At 64.7% G+C, this 20,672-nt stretch carries 20 protein-coding genes; 10 read left to right on the forward strand and 10 right to left on the reverse strand.

The annotated features are described in order from the left end of the window. Positions 1–36: 36 nt before the first annotated feature. The 6 genes from IC761_RS24760 to IC761_RS24785 all read right to left on the reverse strand — a co-directional run bounded on the left by IC761_RS24760 (position 37) and on the right by IC761_RS24785 (position 5,629). Positions 37–741 carry an ABC transporter ATP-binding protein gene (locus IC761_RS24760; protein WP_195799304.1) on the reverse strand — a complete coding sequence of 235 codons (705 nt, stop codon included), beginning with the start codon at positions 739–741 and terminating at the stop codon, positions 37–39. Then, on the reverse strand, positions 725–1,456 hold the full coding sequence (locus IC761_RS24765; RefSeq protein WP_195799305.1) for an ABC transporter ATP-binding protein: 732 nt from the start codon (positions 1,454–1,456) through the stop codon (positions 725–727). The genes IC761_RS24760 and IC761_RS24765 overlap by 17 nt, the downstream gene beginning before the upstream one ends. Then, a complete protein-coding gene (locus tag IC761_RS24770) occupies positions 1,453–2,436 on the reverse strand; it encodes a branched-chain amino acid ABC transporter permease (protein WP_195799306.1) in 984 nt (327 codons plus the stop codon). Before IC761_RS24770 ends, IC761_RS24765 begins: the two co-directional genes overlap by 4 nt. Beyond that, entirely contained in the window at positions 2,436–3,269 is an 834-nt protein-coding gene (locus IC761_RS24775) for a branched-chain amino acid ABC transporter permease (protein ID WP_246791578.1), read from the reverse strand. The genes IC761_RS24770 and IC761_RS24775 overlap by 1 nt, the downstream gene beginning before the upstream one ends. 208 nt (positions 3,270–3,477) lie before the next feature. After that, positions 3,478–4,722, reverse strand: a complete 1,245-nt coding sequence (locus IC761_RS24780) for an ABC transporter substrate-binding protein (RefSeq protein ID WP_195799308.1) — start codon at positions 4,720–4,722, stop codon at positions 3,478–3,480. 91 nt (positions 4,723–4,813) lie between these two features. Beyond that, positions 4,814–5,629: a putative hydro-lyase gene (locus IC761_RS24785; RefSeq protein WP_195799309.1), complete on the reverse strand. Its 816-nt coding sequence runs from the start codon at positions 5,627–5,629 to the stop codon at positions 4,814–4,816. A 119-nt stretch (positions 5,630–5,748) separates the two neighbouring features. Here IC761_RS24785 and IC761_RS24790 point away from each other — a divergent pair, with 119 nt between their 5' ends. The 4 genes from IC761_RS24790 to IC761_RS24805 are packed head-to-tail and all read left to right on the forward strand — an operon-like array spanning position 5,749 to position 9,958. Further along, positions 5,749–6,666 carry a LysR family transcriptional regulator gene (locus tag IC761_RS24790; RefSeq protein WP_195799310.1) on the forward strand — a complete coding sequence of 306 codons (918 nt, stop codon included), beginning with the start codon at positions 5,749–5,751 and terminating at the stop codon, positions 6,664–6,666. A gap of 32 nt (positions 6,667–6,698) precedes the next feature. After that, entirely contained in the window at positions 6,699–7,949 is a 1,251-nt protein-coding gene (locus IC761_RS24795; RefSeq protein WP_195799311.1) for a Zn-dependent hydrolase, read from the forward strand. A gap of 12 nt (positions 7,950–7,961) precedes the next feature. Then, the gene (locus IC761_RS24800; RefSeq protein ID WP_195799312.1) at positions 7,962–8,873 is read left to right on the forward strand and encodes an NAD(P)-dependent oxidoreductase; all 912 of its coding nucleotides are present in this window, start codon (positions 7,962–7,964) and stop codon (positions 8,871–8,873) included. Positions 8,874–8,884: 11 nt separating this feature from the next. After that, positions 8,885–9,958: a malate/lactate/ureidoglycolate dehydrogenase gene (locus IC761_RS24805; protein ID WP_195799313.1), complete on the forward strand. Its 1,074-nt coding sequence runs from the start codon at positions 8,885–8,887 to the stop codon at positions 9,956–9,958. 194 nt (positions 9,959–10,152) lie between these two features. On the opposite strand, the gene IC761_RS24810 is transcribed toward IC761_RS24805, so the two are convergent. Then, entirely contained in the window at positions 10,153–11,226 is a 1,074-nt protein-coding gene (locus IC761_RS24810) for a tartrate dehydrogenase (RefSeq protein ID WP_195799314.1), read from the reverse strand. A gap of 155 nt (positions 11,227–11,381) precedes the next feature. Between IC761_RS24810 and IC761_RS24815 the strand changes: the two genes are divergently transcribed. Then, positions 11,382–12,158 carry an SDR family oxidoreductase gene (locus tag IC761_RS24815; protein WP_195799315.1) on the forward strand — a complete coding sequence of 259 codons (777 nt, stop codon included), beginning with the start codon at positions 11,382–11,384 and terminating at the stop codon, positions 12,156–12,158. A gap of 54 nt (positions 12,159–12,212) precedes the next feature. After that, positions 12,213–13,631 (forward strand): amidase, encoded by a 1,419-nt coding sequence (locus IC761_RS24820; RefSeq protein WP_195799316.1) that lies wholly within the window; start codon positions 12,213–12,215, stop codon positions 13,629–13,631. Positions 13,632–13,640: 9 nt separating this feature from the next. Here the strand turns inward: IC761_RS24820 and IC761_RS24825 are convergent, their stop codons facing one another. Together IC761_RS24825 and IC761_RS24830 are read right to left on the reverse strand one after the other, a co-directional pair. After that, entirely contained in the window at positions 13,641–14,747 is a 1,107-nt protein-coding gene (locus IC761_RS24825) for an amino acid ABC transporter permease (RefSeq protein ID WP_195799317.1), read from the reverse strand. A gap of 2 nt (positions 14,748–14,749) precedes the next feature. Beyond that, on the reverse strand, positions 14,750–15,937 hold the full coding sequence (locus tag IC761_RS24830) for an amino acid ABC transporter permease (RefSeq protein WP_195799318.1): 1,188 nt from the start codon (positions 15,935–15,937) through the stop codon (positions 14,750–14,752). A gap of 87 nt (positions 15,938–16,024) precedes the next feature. Between IC761_RS24830 and IC761_RS24835 the strand changes: the two genes are divergently transcribed. The 4 genes from IC761_RS24835 to IC761_RS24850 are packed head-to-tail and all read left to right on the forward strand — an operon-like array spanning position 16,025 to position 19,964. Next, positions 16,025–16,897, forward strand: a complete 873-nt coding sequence (locus IC761_RS24835; protein ID WP_195799319.1) for a MurR/RpiR family transcriptional regulator — start codon at positions 16,025–16,027, stop codon at positions 16,895–16,897. Between the two features lie 3 nt (positions 16,898–16,900). Next, complete coding sequence (locus IC761_RS24840; RefSeq protein ID WP_195799320.1) at positions 16,901–18,244, forward strand: aspartate aminotransferase family protein; 1,344 nt, start codon at positions 16,901–16,903, stop codon at positions 18,242–18,244. Positions 18,245–18,256: 12 nt separating this feature from the next. Next, positions 18,257–19,267, forward strand: a complete 1,011-nt coding sequence (locus IC761_RS24845; RefSeq protein ID WP_195799321.1) for an amino acid ABC transporter substrate-binding protein — start codon at positions 18,257–18,259, stop codon at positions 19,265–19,267. 58 nt (positions 19,268–19,325) lie between these two features. After that, a complete protein-coding gene (locus IC761_RS24850) occupies positions 19,326–19,964 on the forward strand; it encodes an aspartate/glutamate racemase family protein (RefSeq protein WP_195799322.1) in 639 nt (212 codons plus the stop codon). On the opposite strand, the gene IC761_RS24855 is transcribed toward IC761_RS24850, so the two are convergent. Further along, complete coding sequence (locus IC761_RS24855) at positions 19,961–20,608, reverse strand: TetR/AcrR family transcriptional regulator (RefSeq protein WP_195799323.1); 648 nt, start codon at positions 20,606–20,608, stop codon at positions 19,961–19,963. The genes IC761_RS24850 and IC761_RS24855 overlap by 4 nt on opposite strands. Between the last annotated feature and the right edge of the window lie 64 nt (positions 20,609–20,672).

Raw genomic sequence — 20,672 nt, forward strand, 5'->3', positions numbered from 1 at the left:
GGTCATTGCGAGCGAAGCTCGCAATGACGGGTGTGGCTACAGCCCCAGATACGCCTTGCGCACGTCCGGATTGCCCTTGATCTCCGCCGCCGGCCCCTGCATCAGCACGCGGCCGGTCTGGAGAATGTAGGCGCGGTCGGCGATCTCGAGGCACTCGGCCATGCGCTGCTCGACGATCAGCACGGTCATGCCGGCGTCGCGGATGCGCAAGACAGCCTGAAAGATTTCATCCACCAGCTTCGGCATGATGCCTTGCGACGGCTCATCCAGCATCAACAGCCGCGGGCGGGTCATCAGCGCGCGGCCGATCGCGAGCATCTGCTGCTCGCCGCCGCTTAGCGTCTCGGCGCGCTGCTCGAGACGTTCGGACAGGCGCGGGAACAGCTGGAAGACGAGATCGAGCGGCGCCTCGCGATCCGCCTCGCCGCGGTAGAGATAGCTGCCGAGGCGAAGATTGTCGCGCACGGACAGGCGCGGGAACAGGCGGCGGTTCTCCGGCACATAGGCGATGCCGGTCGCCGTGATGTGATGCTGCGCCATGCCGTCGAGGCGCTTGCCGTCGAAGGTCACGGTGCCCGAACGCGGACGCTCGGCGCCGGCGATGGATTTGAGCAGCGTCGACTTGCCCGCGCCGTTGGCGCCGGCGACGCAGACGATCTCGCCCTTGGTGACTTCGATGCTGACCGCGGAGATCGCGACCAGGCCCTGATAGGCGGTCGTGACCTCATGCACCGACAGCATGACGATCTCCCAGATATGCGCTGATCACCTTGGGATCGCGGACGACCTCAGTGGGCTTGCCCTCGACCAGCACCTTGCCGAGGTCGAGCACGATGGCGCGGTCGACCAGCGGCATCACGATCTCCATGACATGCTCGACCATCAACACGGTGATGCCGGCATCGCGCACCTTGCGCACCAGCGCGACGCCGGTCTGCGCCTCGGTCGGCGTGAGGCCGGTGAGGACCTCGTCGAGCAACAGCAGTTTCGGTTCGGTCGCAAGTGCGCGGGCGACTTCGAGGCGGCGCTTCTCGGCCGGCACGAGGTCGCTCGCGAGCACGTCGGCGCGGGCGGCAAGCCCGGTGAACTCCAGCACCTCATACGCTTTCCGGCGCGCCACGCGCATCACGGTGTTGCGCACCAAGGCACCGACGATGACGTTGTCGATCACGGTCATGGTCTCAAAGCTCTTGACGACCTGGAAGGTACGCCCGACGCCGCGCTGGCAGCGCTCGGCTGCCGGCAATTTGGTGACATCCTCGCCGTCGAACCAGATCGAGCCTTGCGTGGGCGGCAGCACGCCGGCGATGAGGTTGAACAGCGTCGACTTGCCGGCGCCGTTGGGGCCGATCAGGCCGACGATCTCGCCGCGGCCAACCGAGATCGAGACATCGCTGTTGGCGACGAGGCCGCCGAAACGTTGCCAGACGCCGCGGGTTTCAAGGAGCGCGGTCATCGCGTGGCTCCTTTCGCTTTTGAACGTGAGAACAGGCTGACCAGGCCTTGCGGCAGCGCCAGCGAAATCGCCACGATCAGTGCGCCGTAGACGATGAGGTCGACGCCGCGGCCGGAGCCGCCGATATAGGAGCGCGTCAGCTCCGTCATCGGGATCAGGATGGCCGCCCCCAGCACAGGTCCCCATAGGGTGCCGATACCGCCGAGCACCGCGGGCAGCGCCATCAGGAGCGAGAACTGGAAGCCCATCACGCTTTCAGGATCGATATACGAGAGAAACTGCGCATAGAAGGCGCCGCCGACGGCGACGAGGAAGGCGGAGACGGCTGCCGCACCCATCTTGGAGTTGAACACGACGACGCCGAGACTTTCGGCCGCTTCCGGATTATCCTTCACCGCGCGCCACCAGAAACCCCATTTGGAATCCTCCAGCCACCAGGTGACGAACCAGGCGAGGCTGCACAGCGCCAGCGCGAAATAGAAATATGGCAGCTTGCTGCGCAGGAACTGGAATTTCAGCCAGCTGTCGCCGCGCACGGGAATGGTGATGCCCATTGCAGCCCCCGCCCATTCCCAGTTCTGGAACAGCAGCAGGCCGATCTCGGCGATGACGATGGTCGCGATCACGAAGTAATGGCCGCGCAGGCGGAAGAAGGGATAGCCGAGCCCCATCGCGATCACGGCCGCGATCGCGCCGCCGGCGAGCATACCGAACCAGGGCAACACGCCGAACTTGGTGAACAGGAGCTCGGTGGTGTAGGCGCCGATGCCGAAATAGAGCGCGTGGCCGAGCGAGATCTGCCCGCAATAGCCGGACAGGATATTCCAGCTCTGCGACAGCGCCGCATACATCAGGGTCAGGATCAGGATGTTCTGGACGTAGACGTCCTTGATGAGCAGCGGCGCGAGCGCGGCCAGCGCGACCAGCACCGCGGCGATGATGAGGTCGCGGCGGCGCCGCGCGGCAAAATTCTTGTCCATCACATCGACCCGAACAGGCCGCGCGGCCTGATGAAGACGACGAGCAGATAGACGGCATAGATGCCGACCGATTTCAGCGAGGGCGGCAGTACCAGCGCAGTGGTCGCTTCGACCAGGCCGACGATGATGCCGCCGGCGAAGGCGCCGAACACGCTGCCGAAGCCGCCGAGCGCCACCGTGACATAGGCGATCAGCGCAAAGGACGCGCCGACGTCGGGATAGATGTAGAAAAACACCGCCATGATCGCACCGGCGAGTCCGACCAGCGCCGCGCCAAGGCCCCAGCCGAACGCGAACACGCGGTTCTTGTCGATGCCGACGAGTGCGACCGCACCGGGATCTTCGCGGGTGGCTTCGATCGCGCGGCCAAAATCGGTGCGGTGGATGAAGAAGTAGAGGCCGCCGAACGCTGCGATCGAGACCAGCGCACCGACCAGCTGCGGCTCCGGCAGGAAGATGCCGGCGATCGAGATGGTTTTGCCGCCGATCCAGGACTGCGGAATGCTGCGGTAGTCCGGCGTGAAGAAGAACTGCGCCAGCCCGCGCATCACGATGGCCAAGCCAAAGGTCGTGAAGATCTGGACCATGCCGGCATTGGCCTTGGCCCGCATGGCGAAGCGTACAATCAAAAGATAGATCACCGCTCCGAACACGAACATCGCCGCTGCGACCAGCGGCGCCGACAGCAAGGGATCGATGGCGAAGAACGAGAACAGGAAGAACGACACGTACATCGCGATCATCAGGAACTCGCCATGGGCGAAGTTCGTGACGTCCATCAGGCCGAAGATCAGCGCGAGGCCGACCGCGATCAGCCCGTAGAGCAGGCCCATCAGAAGGCCGCTGGCGAGACTTTGGATAATGGCTTGGGCTGTCACCTCTAGTCCCCCGTTCGAAATGTCATCGTTTGCTCCGTCATTGCGAGCGAAGCGAAGCAATCCAGAATCTCACCGTGGAGACGCTGGATTGCTTCGTCGCTTCGCTCCTCGCAATGACGAGGCTCGTGCGACGATCTCGATTTATTCCCCTACTCCCGCGACCTTACTTCATCGGCCAGATCGCCTCGGCGATCGCGGCCTGCGGCGGGAAGATGGTGACGAACTTGCCGCCGACATATTGCAGCAGCACCGGGTCGGCGTCGTTGTTCTGGCCCATCTCGTCGAACTTCACGCGCTTCCAGGGCATGATGGTCTGCTCGCCCGGGATGTCGGTGGCGGCCAGCGCGTCGCGGATCTTCTCGCCGTCGGTCGACTTGGCGCGGCTGATGGCGTCGGCCAGCACGATCAGGCCCATGAACTGGCGAGAGGTGAGGTCATTGAGATCCTTGCCCGACTTCGCCTTGAACATGTCGTTGACCTTGCCGACCATCGGGCGCTTCTGCGCGAGGTCGAGCGAGAAGGTGCCGCGCGAGATCACGCCCTCGAGCTTGTCGCCGACGGCGTCGTAGAGCGCCTTCTCGGAGAAGCCGGCGTCCTGCGCCACGATCGCATTCGGCTTGTAGCCGAGCTCGGCCATGGTCTTGACCAGCAAAATGCCGTCGGTGGTGTAGCTCGAGGGCATCAGCACGTCGGCATTGGCGGTCTTGAGCTGCTGCACCTCGGCCGACAGCGACGGCGAATTGGCGCGGTACTTGATGTCGGAGACGATCTTGTAGCCGCGCTCGCCGGCGATCTTGGCCTGCGCATTGCCGGAATCGGTGCCGAAGATGGTGTCCTCGTGGAACAGCGACAGCGTCTCGATCTTGGTGCCCTTCTTCTTCAAGGCATCGAAGAAGTCGAACATCGCGGCCGAGTACATCTCGTCATGCGGCGAGGCACGGAAGTAGTATTTGAGGCCGCGCCGATGCAGGCTCGGCGAGGAGTTGTCGGCGGACACGAACGGAATCTGGTAGCGCTCGCAGATCTGGCTGACGGTGACGGCGACCGCGCTCTGATAGGTGCCGATGATGGCGCAGACCTTCTCCTGCGTGATCAGGCGCTCGGCTTCGGCGCGGCCCTTCTGGGGATCGGCTTGGTGGTCGGCGAACACGAGGCGCACCTTGGCGCCGCCGAGGCCCGGCAGGCCCTCGCCCTTCGCCAGCGGCAGGTCGAAATCACTGTCCTTGTTGATGACCTCGAGCGCGGTCTCATAGGCCTTCTGCGCGTCGACGCCCTGCTGGGCGCTGCCGCCCGAGAACGGATAGATGACGCCGATCACGACTTCCGAGGTTTGGGCACGTGCCGCTAGCGGCACCAGCGCGGCGGTAGCGGTCGCACCTAACAAAACGTCGCGGCGAGTGATCGTCATGGGTGAATTTTCCTGTTACTGAATTTTGCGCGTATCGAATGAAGCGATTGGTGGAGAGCGTAAAGCCTGAAGAAGCAGCAAATGCTGCCCACTAAATCACGGCCATGGTCCTGTTCTTCAGATCGGTGACCAGCATCAGGCCCGGCGAATGCGTGATCGCGAACGGCAGCTTGGCGGCGTTGATCACCGATTGCGGCGTGACGCCGCAGGCCCAGAACACCGGGATCTCGTCATCGGCAACCGGCACCGGATCGCCGTAATCGGGCTTGGCGATGTCCTTGATGCCGATCAGATGCGGATGACCGAGATGCACGGGCGCGCCGTGCACGGCGGGATAGCGCGAGGTGATCTGCACGGCGCGGATCGCATCGGCCGGCTTGAACGGACGCATCGACACCACCATCGGCCCCGCGAACGGGCCGGCCTCGCCGCAGGCGATGTTGGTGCGGTACATCGGCACGCGCACGTTCTGCTCGATGTGGCGGATCGGCATCCCCTCGTCGAGCAGTGCCTCTTCGAATGAGAACGAGCAGCCGAGCACGAAGGTCACGAGATCGTCGCGCCAATGCTTCGTCACATCGGTCGGCTCGTCGACGACTTCGCCATCGCGCCAGACGCGATAGCGCGGCACGTCGGTGCGGATGTCGAGATCGGCGCCGAGCGCGGGAATGTGCGGGCTGCCGACATCGGACATGCCGATGATCGGGCACGGCTTTGGATTGAGCTGGCAAAAGCGGTGGAAGGCGCTGGCGTATTCCGCCGGCAGGATCGCCAGATTGCCCTGGACGAAGCCGGGGGCGACCCCGGCCGTGGAACCGACCGCACCGCCGCGATAGGCGAGCCGCGCCTGGCGGCTCGGGAGAGTGTCGGGCGTTTCAGTTTGCTGCACTGCCACCAAAACAGTCATGTGATCGACCTGCCTATAAACTCGACAAAGACAGCCAACACCAAGCGTGCTATAAAGTCTAATCTTCCTTTCTAATCAAGATCGATAAATTTGATTTATCGATTAGGAAAATCCTTCCAATGCTGGACTTTAGATCGATCGAGACATTCCTCTGGGTTGTGAAGCTCGGCAGCTTTCGCGGCGCCGCAGCACGGCTCAATACGACCCAGCCGGCGATCTCCCAGCGCATCGCCCAGCTCGAGCGCGAGATGGGCGTCAAGCTCCTGAACCGCGATCATCGCGTGGCTTCGCCGACCCCGAGCGGCCGCCAGATGATGGTCTATGCGGAGAAGCTGATCGGCCTGCGCGCCCAGATGATGGCCGAGATCGGCGACCGATCCGCGATGCGCGGCGTGATGCGTCTCGGCGTCGCCGAGACCATCGTGCACACCTGGCTGCCGCGTCTCGTGAAGAGCATGAACGAGATCTATCCGAACCTGTCGCTAGAGATCGAGGTCGATATCACGCCGAACCTCACTGCGCGCCTGCTTGCGCAGGAGATCGAGCTTGCCTTCGTGGTCGGACCGCTGTCGGCAGCCGGCGTGCACAATCGCGTGCTCGCAGACTATCCGATCGGCTTTCTCGCAAGCCCCTCGCTCGGACTCGGCAAGGGCCCGGTGACGCCAGCGGAGCTCGCAAGGTTTCCGATCATCACCTTCCCGCGCAAGACCAAGCCTTACGAGGTCGTGCGTGAGGTGTTCGACCGGCCGGAGCTGCCGCCGATCCGCCTGCATGCATCGGCTTCGCTTGCGACCGTCATCCACATGGCGGTCGAAGGGCTCGGCATCGCCGTGATCCCCGACGCGATCGTCGAGAACGAGCTCGCCGACGGGCGGCTGCAACTGCTCGACACCGATCTCGAAATCGCGCCGCTGACGTTCACCGCAAGCTGGCTCGCCTCACCCGACGTCGTGGCGGTGCAGCGGGTCGCCGAGCTTGCATGTCAGATTGCGCAGAGCAGCCTCGCGGTTGACGCGCCCGCGCTGGCGGGTCATTGAAAAAGGCGCCGGACAAAAGAGAGACTTGCTGCATGAGCCGAGCCGCCACCAATCTGCAAATCGATTCCGCCCGCCTCTGGGGCTCCATCCACGAGACCGCGCAATTCGGCGGGACAGCCAAAGGCGGCGTGCGGCGGCTGACATTGAGCAGCGAAGACAAGCAGGTGCGTGACTGGTTCCGCAAGGCTTGCGAGGACGCCGGCCTCGAAGTGCATGTCGACGCGCTCGGCTCGCAGTTCGGCCTGCGCAAGGGCCGCGACATGTCGAAGCTGCCCGTCGGCATCGGCTCGCATCTCGACACGCAACCGACCGGCGGCAAATACGACGGCATTCTGGGGACGCTCGGCGCGCTCGAAGTGATCCGCACGCTGAACGACGCCGGCATCGAGACGGATGCACCGATCTGCGTCGTCAACTGGACCAACGAGGAAGGCTCGCGCTTTGCGCCTGCCATGATGGCTTCCGCCGCCTACGTCGGCGATTTCACCACCGACGACATCCTCTCGCGCAAGGATATCGAGGGCACGACTGTCGGCCAGGCGCTGGACCGCATCGGCTATCGCGGCGACAAGCCGGTCGGTTTCCAGAAGCTCGGCTGCTTCGTCGAGCTGCACATCGAGCAGGGTCCGATCCTGGAAGCCGAGGGCAAGACCATCGGCGTGGTCGATTCCGGCCAGGGCGTGCTCTGGTACGACGGCAAAATCTCCGGCTTCGAGAGCCATGCCGGCTCGACGCCGATGCCGCTGCGGCGCGATGCGCTCGCAACACTGTCCGAGATCGTGCTGGCGATGGAGGCGATTGCCAGGAAGCACGGGCCCAACGCAGTCGGCACCATTGGCGAAGCCGTGATCGCAAATCCCTCACGCAACGTCATTCCCGGCGAGATCGCTTTCACCATGGACTGCCGCAGCGCCGATGGCGCCATCATGGACGCGCTCGACCGCGACCTGCGGGCCGCCATCGCCGAAATCGCCGCGCGCCGCAAGGTCGAGGTCAAGATCGACCTGGTCTGGCGCAAGCCGCCGACGCATTTCGATCCCAAGCTCATCGCAGCAGTGGAGAACGCGGCGAAGACGCTCGGCTTTTCCTCTCGCCGCATCACCTCAGGCGCCGGCCACGACGCCTGCAACCTCAACACCATCATGCCGGCTGCGATGGTGTTCGTGCCGTGCAAGGACGGTATCAGCCATAACGAGCTGGAGGACGCCACGCAGCCCGACTGCGCCGCCGGCACCAACGTGCTGATGCATACCGTGCTGGCGATCGCCGGCGTCGCGTCCTGATCGGAGATGGACATGCGCGGAGTTTTCGTCGACGCCAATGAAGCGCTCGCATTGATCATGGAGCGGCTGGAGAAGCCGGGCGATCCCAAGGTGCGGATCCACAGGGATCCCGACATCAAGCCGGAGCAATATCCCGAGATCCTCGACGGCGCCGAGATCGCGATCGTCGACCACACCGCGCTGCCGACCGAAGTCGCGAGGAATTGCACGGGCCTCAAGCACGTCGTGTTCCTCGGCACCGGCGCGCGCAGCTACATGAATCCGGAAGAGCTCGCCGAGCTCGGCATCTCCGTGCACCTGATCAAGGGTTATGGCGACACGGCTGTCGCCGAATCCGCGATCGCGCTGATGTGGGCCTCGGCCCGCGTCATCGCGATGATGGATCGCGAGATGCGCGCGGGCTTCTGGCTGCGCGAGGACGGCATGCAGCTCACCGGCAAGACGCTCGGCCTGATCGGCTTCGGCGGCATCGCAGCCGAGGTCGCGCGTATCGCGTCTGGCAGCGGCATGAAGGTAATCGCCTGGAATCGCTCGCCGAAGAGTTTTCCGGGCGTGGAATTCACCGATCTCGACACGTTGCTGGCGAAGAGCGACGTGGTGTCGCTGCATTTGCTGCTCAACGACGAAACCCGTGGCATGATCACGCGCGAGAAGATTTTTGCGATGAAGCCCGGCGTCATTCTCATCAACACCGCGCGCGCCGCGGTCGTCGACGAGCAAGCGATGATCGACGCGCTGAAATCGGGCCACATTCGCCATGCCGGTCTCGATGTCTTCAACATCGAGCCGCTGCCCGTCGATCATCCGCTGACCAAGCTGCCGAACGTGACACTGTCGGCGCATTCGGCCTTCCGAACGCCGGAAGCCAGCGAGAACCTGATTGAAGCGGCCCTGGTCCACTGCCGCCGGATCGTGAAAGGATAAGAGCAACGACAATGGCCGATTATCGCACCATCAAGGCAGAGCCGCTCACCAATGTCGTCCGCGCTATCGTCAAGGCGGGCGGATCCGCCGACCGCGAAGCCGAGCTCGTATCGACCAACCTCGTCGAGGCCAATCTCAAAGGACATGACTCGCACGGCGTCGGCATGATCCCGCGCTATGTCCAGAGCGTCACCAACGGCGGCCTCGCCGTGAACCAGCACGTCAAGATCGTGCTCGACACCGGCCCGCTTCTCACCCTCGACGGCCTCATCGGCTATGGCCAGGTGATCGGCCATGAAGCGATGGAGCTGGCGGCGGAGCGCGCCAAGAGCAACGGCGTCTGTCTGGTCGGCCTCTCCAACGCGCACCACATCGGCCGCATCGGCCATTGGGCCGAGCAGTGCATCGACCACGGGCTGGTCTCGATCCACTTCGTCAATGTGATCTCGCGCCCGATCGTGGCGCCCTGGGGCGGCAGCGATGCGCGTCACGGTACCAACCCGTTCTGCGTCGGCATCCCGCGCAGGGGCAAGGACCCGATCGTGCTCGACTTCGCCACCAGCAGGATCGCGCAAGGCAAGACCCGCGTCGCCCACAACAAGGGTGACGCGCTCGAGCCCGGCACCATCATCGACAATGAAGGCGAGCCCACCGTCAACCCGCGCTACACCGTGATCCCGCCGTACGGCGCCATCCTGCCGTTCGGCGAGCACAAGGGTTCAGGGCTCGCGCTGGTGTGCGAAATCCTCGGCGGCGCGCTCTCCGGCGGACAGGTGGTCAAGGGCCCATCCGACGGCAAGTACAACGTCCTCAACGGCATGCTTTCGATCGTCATCGATCCCGGCAAGCTCGGCACCGGCGAGAACCTCGCGCGCGAAGTCGAGAGTTTTGTTGCCTGGCACACCGGCTCGCCGCCCGGCCCCGGTGTCGACAAGATCAAGATCGCCGGCGAACCCGAGCGCGAGACCAAGACGAAGCGCCTTGTCGAAGGCATTCCGGTTGATCCGACCACTTGGCAGGATATTCTGGAGGCCGGGAAGAAGTTTGGGCTGGATCAGGCCGCGATCGAGAAGATCGCGGGCTGATCGGAGCTGCGGATGCTCGCCACCCTCTCTCCGCAAGGAAAGAAGACGAGCGCGCCGCGATTTCGGAATAATCGCATTATGCCCCTGTTTTGCCCGACAAGTCAATCCGCCTCGCCGGCTGCCAGCGCAAGTCCCTGATTCCGTTGTCCCCGCTACTGTGCATGGGGTTGTTTTCACGCTTTTTGCTTGGCCGCCTAGTCCACCATGTCCGCGACCGCCTTGCCGCAGGCTGTGGTGTCGGCGTTGCCGCCGAGATCCTTGGTGCGCAGCGTGCGTTCGGCGAGCGTGCGTTCGATCGCGTCGACGATCGAGCGACCCGCTTCCTTCTCGCCGAGATGCTCGAACATCATCGCGCCCGACCAGATCGCACCGATCGGATTGGCGATGCCCTGCCCCGCGATGTCCGGCGCCGAGCCGTGCACCGGCTCGAACACCGAGGGGAAATCGCCTTCGGGGTTGATGTTGCCTGACGGCGCGATGCCGATGGTGCCGGTGCAGGCAGGGCCGAGATCGGACAGGATGTCACCGAACAGATTGGAGCCGACCACGACATCGAACCAGTCCGGGTGCAGCACGAAGTTCGCAGTGAGAATGTCGATGTGGTACTTGTCCCACTTCACGCCCGGAAACTTCTTGGCCATCGCCTCCACGCGCTCGTCCCAATAGGGCATGGTGATGGAGATACCGTTGGACTTGGTCGCCGAGGTCAGATGCTTCTTCGGCCGCGACTGGGCGAGCTCGAAGGCGAACTTCAGAATACGGTCGACGCCGGTGCGGGTCATCACCGTCTGCTGCGTCACGAACTCGCGGTCGGTGTCCGGGAACATGCGGCCGCCGACGGAGGAATATTCGCCTTCGGTGTTCTCGCGCACCACCCAGAAATCGATGTCGCCGGGCTTGCGGCCCGCAAGCGGCGACGGCACGCCGGGCATCAACCGCACGGGGCGCAGGTTCACGTACTGGTCGAACTCGCGGCGGAACTTGATCAGCGAGCCCCACAGCGAGATGTGGTCCGGAATCTTGGCCGGCCAGCCGACCGCGCCGAAGTAGATCGCGTCGTGCTTGCCGATCTTCTCCTTCCAGTCGTCCGGCATCATCTGGCCGTGCTTCGCGTAGTAGTCGTAAGACGAGAAGTCGAAATGATCAAAATGCAAGGCGACCCCGTGCTTCTTCGCGGCCGCCTCCAAAACGCGCAGGCCCTCCGGCATCACTTCCTTGCCGATGCCGTCGCCGGGGATGACTGCGATCCGGTATTGCTTCTTGCTCATCGAGAACGTCCCTTGTTGGTCCGGCAGCCGCCGCCTTTTTGACCGCACTGCAATGGACCAAACTCGGCGGCAGTGCAACGCTGCACTGCAATGTTGACCATGGCGCGGCCGAGCGCCTACTGATTTCATCCTGTTCCCATCCTGCGAGTACCCCCATGGATCTGCATCTGCGTGGCAAGCGCGTCCTGATCACGGGCGCGTCCAAGGGCATCGGCGCAGCCGCTGCCGAGGCGTTTGCCGAGGAAGGCGCTCACCTCCTGCTCGCCGCCCGCAGTGGCGACCAGCTCAAGGCGCTGGCCGACCGCCTGCGTTCCGCGCATCAGATCGATGCCGCCACGAGCGTCGTCGACCTGCGCAAGGCCGAGGACATCACGCGGCTCGCCAAGGAAGCCGCCGACATCGACGTCCTCGTCAACAACGCCGGCGACATCCCCGGCGGCTCGGTCGACAAGATCGACGAGGCGACCTGGCGGCACGCCTGGGAACTGAAAGTGTTCGGCTACATCAACCTGACGCGGCAGATCTACGCGCAGATGAAGGCCAAGGGCGGCGGCGTCATCGTCAACGACATCGGTGCTGCCGGCGAAAAGTTCGACGCCAATTACATCTGCGGCAGCGCCGGCAATGCCGCGCTGATGGCCTTCACCCGCGCGCTCGGGGGAAAAAGCCTCGCTGACAACGTCCGCGTGGTCGGCATCAATCCTGGCCCGGTCGGCACCGACCGCCACGTCACGCTCCTCAAGACCCGCGCAAAGCACCAGTTCGGCGACGAGAGCCGCTACAGGGAATTCCAGAAAGGCCTGCCGCTCGGCCGCCCCGCGCATGCGCGCGAGATCGGTGACCTCATGGCGTTCCTGGCGTCGGATCGCGCCGGCTATACGTCGGGCGTGATCTATACGGTGGATGGCGGCATCAGTGCTGGGTGGGGTTAAAGTCTATCCTCGTCATTGCGAGCGAAAAGCAAGTAAGCCTTAGGAGTAGAGTACTTGTCTCAAGAGTTGATCCGCGAAACGGCTTGCACCGTCGTCGATAAGCTGCGCTCCGGCGACATTTCTCCACTCGAGCTGCTGGACGTGGTGGAGAAGCGCATTGCCGAGGTCGACGGCAAGGTCAACGCGCTGCCGACGCTGTGCTTCGATCGCGCGCGCACCCATGCGAAAGCGCTGATGCAGAAGCCAGCCGGCGCGCGCGGGCTGCTCGCGGGCCTGCCGGTGCCGATCAAGGATCTCACTGACGTTGCCGGCGTGCTGACCACGCAGGGCTCGCCGATCTTCAGGGATAACATCCCCACGAAATCCGACCTCATGGTCGAGCACCTCGAGGCCAACGGCGCGGTGGTTTACGCCAAGTCGAACACGCCGGAATTCGGCGCCGGCGCCAACACCTTCAACGAAGTGTTCGGTGCAACTCTCAATCCCTGGGATACGAGGAAATCAGCGGCCGGCTCCTCCGGCGGCGCCGCCGCGGCGCTCGCCACCGGCATGGCCTGGCTAGCCCAGGGCTCCGACATGGGCGGCTCCTTGCGCAGCCCCGCGGCTTTCTGCGGCGTCGTCGGCATGCGGCCGAGTATCGGTCGCGTCGCACGCACCCCCAAATCGGGTATCGATCGCAATCTCGGCGTCGTCGGACCGATGGCGCGCAATGTCGAGGACCTCGCACTGCTGCTCGATGCCATGAGCGGCGACTATGCAGACGATCCGCTGTCGCTGCCGACGCCTCCAACCTCGTTCCTGTCGGCAGCCCGTTCGGGCGGGAAGCCGAAGCGCATCGCCTATTCGCCCGATCTCGGCATCACGCCAGTTGATCCCGAGGTCAAGGCGATCACGCGCAAGGCAGCCGAACGTTTCGCGGAGGCCGGCGCCATCGTCGAGGAGGCGCATCCGGACTGGCGCGAGGCGCATGAATGCTTCCACGTGCTGCGCGCCTTCGATTTCGCGATCACCAAGGCCAATCTCCTGCGCACCAAGCGCGACCTGTTGAAGCCCGAAGTGATCTGGAACATCGAGGAGGGCCTCAAGCTGACCGTCGACCAGCTCGCGCGCGCCGAAGCGCAGCGCGTCGGCATGACCGCGCGCGCCATCGAGTTCTTCAAACCCTACGATCTCCTGCTGGTGCCTACCACGATCGTGCCGCCCTTCCCGATCGAGAACCGCTACGTCGCCGAATGCACCGGCAAGAGGTTCGAGAATTACGTCGAATGGCTCGGCATCGTCTATGCCATCACGCTCGCCTGCTGCCCGTCGCTGTCGCTGCCCTGCGGTTTCACGGCCTCAGGCCTGCCCGTCGGCGTTCAGGTCGTCGGCGCGCCGCGCGCGGATGCGCAGGTGATTGCGGGGGCGAAGGTGCTCGAAGATATTCTGGGCCTGGGTGGGACGACGCCGATCGATCCGCGGGTGAAGAAGTAAGGCAAAACCTCACCTCCCGCTCGTCGCCTCCAGGCTGCGGCTGTACCGCGACATCGCAAAGCAGAACGCAAAATAGATCGCGGCGACGAAGATGTAGACCTCGACCGAGAACTGCTGCCAGCCGGGATCGATGATCGCGGTCTTGGCCGTGGTCAGCAGGTCGAAGATGCCGATGATCAGCACCAGACTGGTGTCCTTGAAGAAGGCGATGAAGGTGTTGACCAGCGGCGGGATGACGTGGCGGATCGCCTGCGGCAGCACGACCAGCCGGTGTTTGCGCCAATAGGACAGCCCCAGCGCATCGGCCGCCTCATATTGCCCGCGCGGCACCGCCTGCAGCCCGGCGCGAACGACCTCCGCCAAATAAGCGCCGGCGAACAGGATGATCGCAATCTGCGCGCGCAGGAGCTTGTCGATATTGAAACCGCTCGGCATGAACAGCGGAAACATCACGCTCGCCATGAACAACAGGCTGACCAGCGGCACGCCGCGGATCAGCTCGACATAGAGCACCGAGAGCGAACGGATCGCCGGCAGCTTCGAACGCCGGCCGAGTGCAACGAGGATGCCGAGCGGGAAGCCGAAGGCCAATCCGAACGTCGCCAGGATCAGCGTCACCGGCAAGCCGCCCCAGCGATCCTGTGAGACGAAGGAGAGCCCGAACACGCCGCCCCACATCAGCACGCTGATCAGCGCGAGCGCGCCGATCCAGAGATAGGCGAGCTCGCGCCGCCAGAAGGCACGGCGGGTCGAGAGATAGAACAGCACGATGAACAGCAGCACCGACAATGCCGGCCGCCACTGCTCGTCGAACGGATAGGTGCCGAACAGGATGAAGCGGTACTTTTCGGGGATGATGGCCCAACAGGCGCCGAGGCCGCGTACCGCCTTGCAGCCGCTGGAATCGTTGGCCGGCGCGAGCCAGACCGCATTGGCGATACCCCATTGCACGAAGCTGATGCCCCCCTTCCCTAGCACCGCCAGCAGGACCACCGTAAGGATACCGTTGGGGATCGACGAGAACAGATTGGTGCGCAGCCAGCGTAGCACCGGATTGCCGATTTGCGGGCGTCGGGCGGCGCGCGGCACGTCCGGCATGTCAGTGATCGCCGTCATGCTCAGCGCTCCGCCAGCGCGATACGCGCGTTGTACCAGTTCATGAAGAAGCTGATGCCGAGGCTGATGGTCAAGAACACCGCCATGATCAGCGCGATCGCCTCGATCGCCTGCCCGGTCTGGTTCAGCGTGGTGTTGGCGACCGAGACCACGTCCTGGTAGCCGATCGCGACCGCGAGCGATGAGTTCTTGGTGAGGTTGAGATACTGGCTCGTCATCGGCGGCACGATGACGCGCAGCGCCTGCGGCAAAATGATCTGCCGCAGCATGAAGCTGCGGCGCAAGCCGAGCGCGCTGGCGGCATCCCACTGACCGCGCGGCACCGACTGGATACCGCTACGCACGATCTCGGCAATGAAGGCGGAAGTGTAGGTCACAAGCGCGATCAGCAGCGCAAAATATTCCGGCGCCAGCGTCAACCCGCCGACGAAGTTGAAGCCGCGCAGCTCAGGCCACTCGATGGCCCAGGACACGCCAAGTCGCAACGACACCGCCGCCGGCAGCACGACAATGAGACCAAGCGCAAACGGCCAGGCCGGCCGCGGCTTGCCGTCGCGCATCTGCTGCCCGATCAGCCACTGCCGGATCACATAAAAGGCGGCCAGGCCCAGCACGGCGGCGCCGAGCACCCAGAGCTGCGGCGGCCCGATCGGGATCGCCGGCAGGATCAGGCCGCGATTGGAGAGGAAGACGCCCTCGACCGGCCGCCACGCCGCGCGCGCCGCCGGCAGCGCCTGCATCAGCACGTACCAGAACAGAAGCTGGAGCAGCAGCGGGATATCCCGCAGCACTTCGACATAGACGGCGGCGAGGCGCGACAAGAGCCAGTTGGCCGACAGTCGCGAGATTCCGATCAGCGTGCCCAGGATAGTTGCGAGCACGATGCCGATCACTGCCACGCGCAGCGTGTTGGCGATGCCGACGACGAAAGCCCAGAGGTAGGTGTCTCTCGGATTGTACGCGAGCAGGCTGTCGGCGATTGGCATCCCGGCCTCGCGGCCGAGGAAGGCAAAGCCGGTGGTGATGCGCCGCGCTGACAAATTGGTGACGGTGTTGGACCAGAGGAAGGCGATCACCGCGAGCGCAACCCCGACCACCAGCACCTGCCAAAACAGGCCCTTCAATCCGTTGCGCCCGAACGTGGCAAAGAAGCTGAGGTGCGGCGGCGGCCTGGGATCATCCGATGTCACAGCACAAAAATCCTTCCTGAAAACAGCGATTTCCGGCGGCGCGCATCAACTGTTGCACCAAATCATGATCTATGCAACAAATGTTTCATGGCCGAGCCGGCGAAATCCTCACCCCTGAGCGAACTGCGCATCGCGTTGCCATCGCTTCCGATGCGGTTGCAGGAGGTTGGACGTTTCGTCGCAGCCAATGATTACGACGCTACGACCCGTTCGATGCGCGATCTCGCCGCCGAGGCCGGCGCCGATCCGGCCGCGTTCACACGGCTTGCAAAGGCGATCGGCTATTCCGGCTGGGACGAATTGCGCGCGGCGCTGACCGAGGCGCGGCGGCCGTCGCAGACATCGCCCTTCTCAGGCCGCGCCAAAGGCCGCCGCCACGGTCCGAATGCCGATGTCGCGCTGATCACCGACAAGCTCGAAGCCGAGGCCACCGGCCTCCCGCGCATCTCCGCCCATGCGATCGCGGAGGCGGCCCGCGCGCTGCACGAGGCCAGGCGGATCTGGATCACCGGCTATCGCAGCTGCCGCGGCGTCGCTGAATTGCTGAATTACGAGCTACGGTTGTTCCGTCCCGAACAGGTGCAGATCGTCGGCGCGTCGGGCCCTGACGATCTCGATCTCGGTGCGTTTCGCGCCGGCGAGGCCGTCATCGTCATCGGCTTCATGCCCTATACCAACGCCAGCGTCCGCGTCGCACAGGCCGCCTATCGCGCCGGCGCGACGCTGGTCGCGATTGCAGACAGCGTCGCAGCTCCGATGGCCGAGGGCGCCGACCACGTGCTGCTGTTCGAAGCGGCTTCCTCGCCCGGTTTCTTCCCGAGCCTCACCGGCGCGCTCGCGATCGCGCAGTCGCTCGCGGCGGTGACGTTCTCACTTGGCGGTACCGCTGCAAAGAAGCGCCTCCAGGATACCGAGGAGCGGCTCGCCGCAGCCTCCACCTACGTCTCAGAGAAAGGTTGACCCATGAGCACCAGCCGCGTGCTGCATCGTTCGCTGCGCGAGACGCCGCCCAAGGCGATCGGCGGTGAAGGCGTCTATCTCTTTGCCGAGGACGGGCGCCGCGTGATCGACGCTTCCGGCGGCGCCGCAGTCTCCTGCCTCGGTCACCAGCATCCGCGCGTGATCGCGGCGATGGCCAAGCAGGCTTCGACCCTTGCTTATGCCCACACCGCCTTTTTCTCCTCCGAACCGGCGGAGCGGCTTGCCGAAACACTGGTCGGACATGAGCCCGGCGGTCTCGCCTACGCCTATTTCGTCAGCGGCGGATCGGAGGCGATCGAGGCCAGCATCAAGATCGCACGGCAATATTTCATCGAGCGCGGCGAACCGCAACGGCAGCACTTCATCGCGCGGCGGCAGAGCTATCACGGCAATACGCTCGGCGCGTTGGCCGCCGGGGGTAACGCGTGGCGACGTGCGCCGTATGCGCCACTGCTGTCCGAGGCGTTCAGCCACGTCACGCCTGCCTTTGCCTATCACGAGAAGCACGAGGGTGAGTCGGATGCGCAGTTCGTGGCACGGCTCGCGGCTGAGCTCGAAGCCGAGTTCCAGCGGCTCGGCCCGAATACGGTCGCTGCGTTCCTCGCAGAGCCCGTCGTCGGCGCGACTGCGGGAGCTGTGGCCTCGCCCGACGACTATTTCAAAGCCGTGCGTGAGATCTGCGACCGGCACGGTGCGCTGCTCATCCTCGACGAGGTCATGTGCGGCATGGGCCGTACCGGGACGACGCATGCCTGGCAGCAGGAGGGCGTCGCGCCCGACATCCAGGCGATCGCAAAGGGGCTCGGCGGCGGCTATCAGCCGATCGGCGCGATGCTCGCGAGCGGCAAGATCATCGATACCATCCGTGCCGGATCTGGTGCGTTCCAGCACGGCCACACTTATCTCGCCCATCCCCTCGCCTGCGCGGCCGCGCTCGCCGTGCAAAACGTCATCCGTGAGGACGGCCTGCTCGACCAAGTCAAGGAGCGCGGCAGGCAGCTCGAACAGCGCCTGACCGAGCGGTTTGGCAATCACCGCCATGTCGGCGACATCCGTGGGCGCGGCCTGTTCTGGGCGATCGAGCTCGTCGCCGATCGCGCCAGCCGCACCTCGTTCGATCCGGCGCTCAAGCTCAACCAGAAGATCAAGGCAGAGGCGTTCGCCAACGGGCTCGGCTGCTATCCCGGCGGAGGCACCGTGGACGGCGTCCGCGGCGACCACGTGCTGCTGGCGCCGCCCTATATCGCGTCTGCCGCCGAAATCGACCTGATCGTCGACAAGCTCGGCACGGCCGTCGACAACGTATTGCGTAGTGTCCATCACTGAGGGGAGAGTCATATGAGGACAATGGTTATCGCAGCGGGCGTGCTCGCAGCATCGGCGGCGGTCGCGCAGGCGGCGACGCTCGACACGGTCAAGAGCCGCGGCACACTAGTGTGCGGCGTCAGTGCGGGCTTCGCCGGCTTCTCCGCGCCAGACTCGCAAGGCAATTACAAGGGCCTCGACGTCGACTATTGCCGCGCGCTCGCGGCCGGTGTGCTCGGCGACCCCAACAAGGTGCGCTACGTCTCGCTGACGGCGCAGAACCGCTTCACCGCGCTGCAATCCGGCGAGATCGACGTGCTCTACCGCAACTCGACGCAGACGTACTTGCGCGGCGTCACGCTGGGCCTGCGGCAGGGTCCGATCAACTTCTACGACGGCCAGGGTTTTGTCGTGAAGAAAGATCTCGGCGTGAAGGAGCTGAAGGACCTCAAAGGCGCCACCGTCTGCGTCGCACAAGGCACCACGCATGAGGTCACGCTCGGCGATTACGGCCGCGCCAACGGCATCGACTGGAAGCCGCTGGTGTTCGACCGGGTCGACACCATGTACCAGACCTTCTTCGGCGGCCGCTGCGACGCCATGACCCAGGACGCCTCCGCGCTCGCCGGTGCGGTGACCACCGCGGCACCGAACCCGGCCGATTACGTCGTGCTGCCACAGACCATCAGCAAGGAGCCGCTCGGGCCCTTCACCCGCAACGGTGACGAGGTCTGGAGCGACATCATCACCTGGCTGCATTACGGCCTGATCGAGGCCGAAGAGCTCGGCGTCACCCAAGCCAATGTCGACGAGATGACGAAGTCGCAGACGCCCGCGATCCAGCGGCTGCTGGGCGCCTCCGGCGATCTCGGCTCACGGCTCGGGCTCGACAACAAATGGCTGGTCACGGCGATCAAGGCCACCGGCAATTACGGCGAAATCTTCGAGCGTAACGTCGGCAAGGCAAGTCCGCTCAAGCTCGAGCGCGGCCTCAACGGCCTCTGGAGCAAGGGCGGCTTGATGTACGCAGTGCCGTTCAAGTAAAGAGCCCCTCACCCCAGCCCTCTCTCCGTAAGAACGGGGAGAGGGAGAAGAGATATCGATGCGCATCGCCCTGATCCACGCCCTCAAGCATTCCATCGCCCCGATCGAGGCGGCGTTTGCAAAGACGTGGCCGGAGGCGCGGCTGATGAATCTGCTCGATGACAGCCTGTCGGCGGATCTGGCGCGCGACGGCGCGCTCAACGACACCATGACCGAGCGCTTCCTTGCGCTCGGCGACTATGTGACGGCAACGGGAGCGGACGCGATCCTGTTCACCTGCTCGGCCTTCGGCCCCTGCATCGAGGCGGTCGCGGCCGCGCATGCGCCAATGCCGGTGCTGAAGCCGAACGAGGCGATGATCGAGCAGGCGGTGACGATGGGCAAGCGGATCGGCCTGCTCTCGACCTTTCCACCGACGCTGGCCTCGATGCCGCCGGAATTTCCGACCTCGGTCCAGGTCGTACCGAAACTCGCCGAGGGCGCGCTAGCCGCGCTAGACCGCGGCGACCGCGCCACGCATGACCGGTTGATCGCGGAAGCCTCACGCGATTTGCGCGATTGCGACGTTGTTGCGCTCGCACAGTTCAGCATCGCGGCCACGGCGCCGATGGTTGCGGAGGTTACCGGCCGTCGTGTCGTGACGACGCCAGACAGCGCCGTGCAAAAGTTGATGAAGCTGCTCGCAGCGAAGGCTTAGACGCGGGTCTTCGCCTTACGGCGCGCGTCCTTGATCGCGGTCGCGAGCGCGATCTTCGTCTCGGTGACGAAATCCTCGACCAGCTCCTCGCGCGAGGCATGTGCGGCCTCGCCGGTGAACAGGCCCTGCTCGGCCAGCGTCACCACACCATGCAGCGCCGCCCAGATCTTGAGCGCGTGCCGTTCGCGCAAAAAGCCCACGGCCGGCACTTCCAGCGCCTCGATCACGAGCGCAAAGGTCTCGCGGGTCGCCTCGTGCAGCTCGCTGCCTTTCGCGGCGCAGGAGACCGTGCGGGAGGCAAACATCAGTCGGTAGATGCCGTTGCGGCGCAGGCCGAAATCGAGCGTCGCCTGCGCGAGACGCGACAGCTTTGATTGCTGCGACGGCTTTGCCATGGCCTCGCGCAGGATTGCACTGAGCTGCCGGAACGCCTCCGCCGTCACGGCCGCAAGCAGCGCCTCGCGATCGGCGAAATGCCGGTATGGCGCCGGCTGCGAAACACCGAGCTGTTTCGCCAGCGCCTTGATGCTGATCGCCTCCACTCCGCCCTGCTCCGCCTCGCGCAATGCGGCCTTGATCAAGGCGTCGCGAAGATCGCCGTGGTGGTAGGATTTTTGCGGCTTCCGGGCCAATTGTGAACGCATGTTGCCCGGAGCCTATAAGTTTGCGCTTGACAGGGGAAGCCTACCGCGAATGTAATAGACTATA

Origin of the sequence: Bradyrhizobium commune (genome assembly GCF_015624505.1) — a bacterium.
GTDB lineage: Bacteria > Pseudomonadota > Alphaproteobacteria > Rhizobiales > Xanthobacteraceae > Bradyrhizobium > Bradyrhizobium commune.

Coding starts and splice junctions, on each gene's coding strand:
- IC761_RS24770 (WP_195799306.1), bottom strand. CDS start 2,436: ATGGACAAGAATTTTGCCGCGCGGCGCCGCCGCGACCTCATCATCGCC.
- IC761_RS24850 (WP_195799322.1), top strand. CDS start 19,326: ATGCGCATCGCCCTGATCCACGCCCTCAAGCATTCCATCGCCCCGATC.
- IC761_RS24855 (WP_195799323.1), bottom strand. CDS start 20,608: ATGCGTTCACAATTGGCCCGGAAGCCGCAAAAATCCTACCACCACGGC.
- IC761_RS24775 (WP_246791578.1), bottom strand. CDS start 3,269: ATGGGCCTGCTCTACGGGCTGATCGCGGTCGGCCTCGCGCTGATCTTC.
- IC761_RS24760 (WP_195799304.1), bottom strand. CDS start 741: ATGCTGTCGGTGCATGAGGTCACGACCGCCTATCAGGGCCTGGTCGCG.
- IC761_RS24785 (WP_195799309.1), bottom strand. CDS start 5,629: ATGACTGTTTTGGTGGCAGTGCAGCAAACTGAAACGCCCGACACTCTC.
- IC761_RS24840 (WP_195799320.1), top strand. CDS start 16,901: ATGAGCACCAGCCGCGTGCTGCATCGTTCGCTGCGCGAGACGCCGCCC.
- IC761_RS24825 (WP_195799317.1), bottom strand. CDS start 14,747: ATGACGGCGATCACTGACATGCCGGACGTGCCGCGCGCCGCCCGACGC.
- IC761_RS24790 (WP_195799310.1), top strand. CDS start 5,749: ATGCTGGACTTTAGATCGATCGAGACATTCCTCTGGGTTGTGAAGCTC.
- IC761_RS24800 (WP_195799312.1), top strand. CDS start 7,962: ATGCGCGGAGTTTTCGTCGACGCCAATGAAGCGCTCGCATTGATCATG.
- IC761_RS24765 (WP_195799305.1), bottom strand. CDS start 1,456: ATGACCGCGCTCCTTGAAACCCGCGGCGTCTGGCAACGTTTCGGCGGC.
- IC761_RS24780 (WP_195799308.1), bottom strand. CDS start 4,722: ATGACGATCACTCGCCGCGACGTTTTGTTAGGTGCGACCGCTACCGCC.
- IC761_RS24815 (WP_195799315.1), top strand. CDS start 11,382: ATGGATCTGCATCTGCGTGGCAAGCGCGTCCTGATCACGGGCGCGTCC.
- IC761_RS24810 (WP_195799314.1), bottom strand. CDS start 11,226: ATGAGCAAGAAGCAATACCGGATCGCAGTCATCCCCGGCGACGGCATC.
- IC761_RS24845 (WP_195799321.1), top strand. CDS start 18,257: ATGAGGACAATGGTTATCGCAGCGGGCGTGCTCGCAGCATCGGCGGCG.
- IC761_RS24805 (WP_195799313.1), top strand. CDS start 8,885: ATGGCCGATTATCGCACCATCAAGGCAGAGCCGCTCACCAATGTCGTC.
- IC761_RS24795 (WP_195799311.1), top strand. CDS start 6,699: ATGAGCCGAGCCGCCACCAATCTGCAAATCGATTCCGCCCGCCTCTGG.
- IC761_RS24835 (WP_195799319.1), top strand. CDS start 16,025: ATGGCCGAGCCGGCGAAATCCTCACCCCTGAGCGAACTGCGCATCGCG.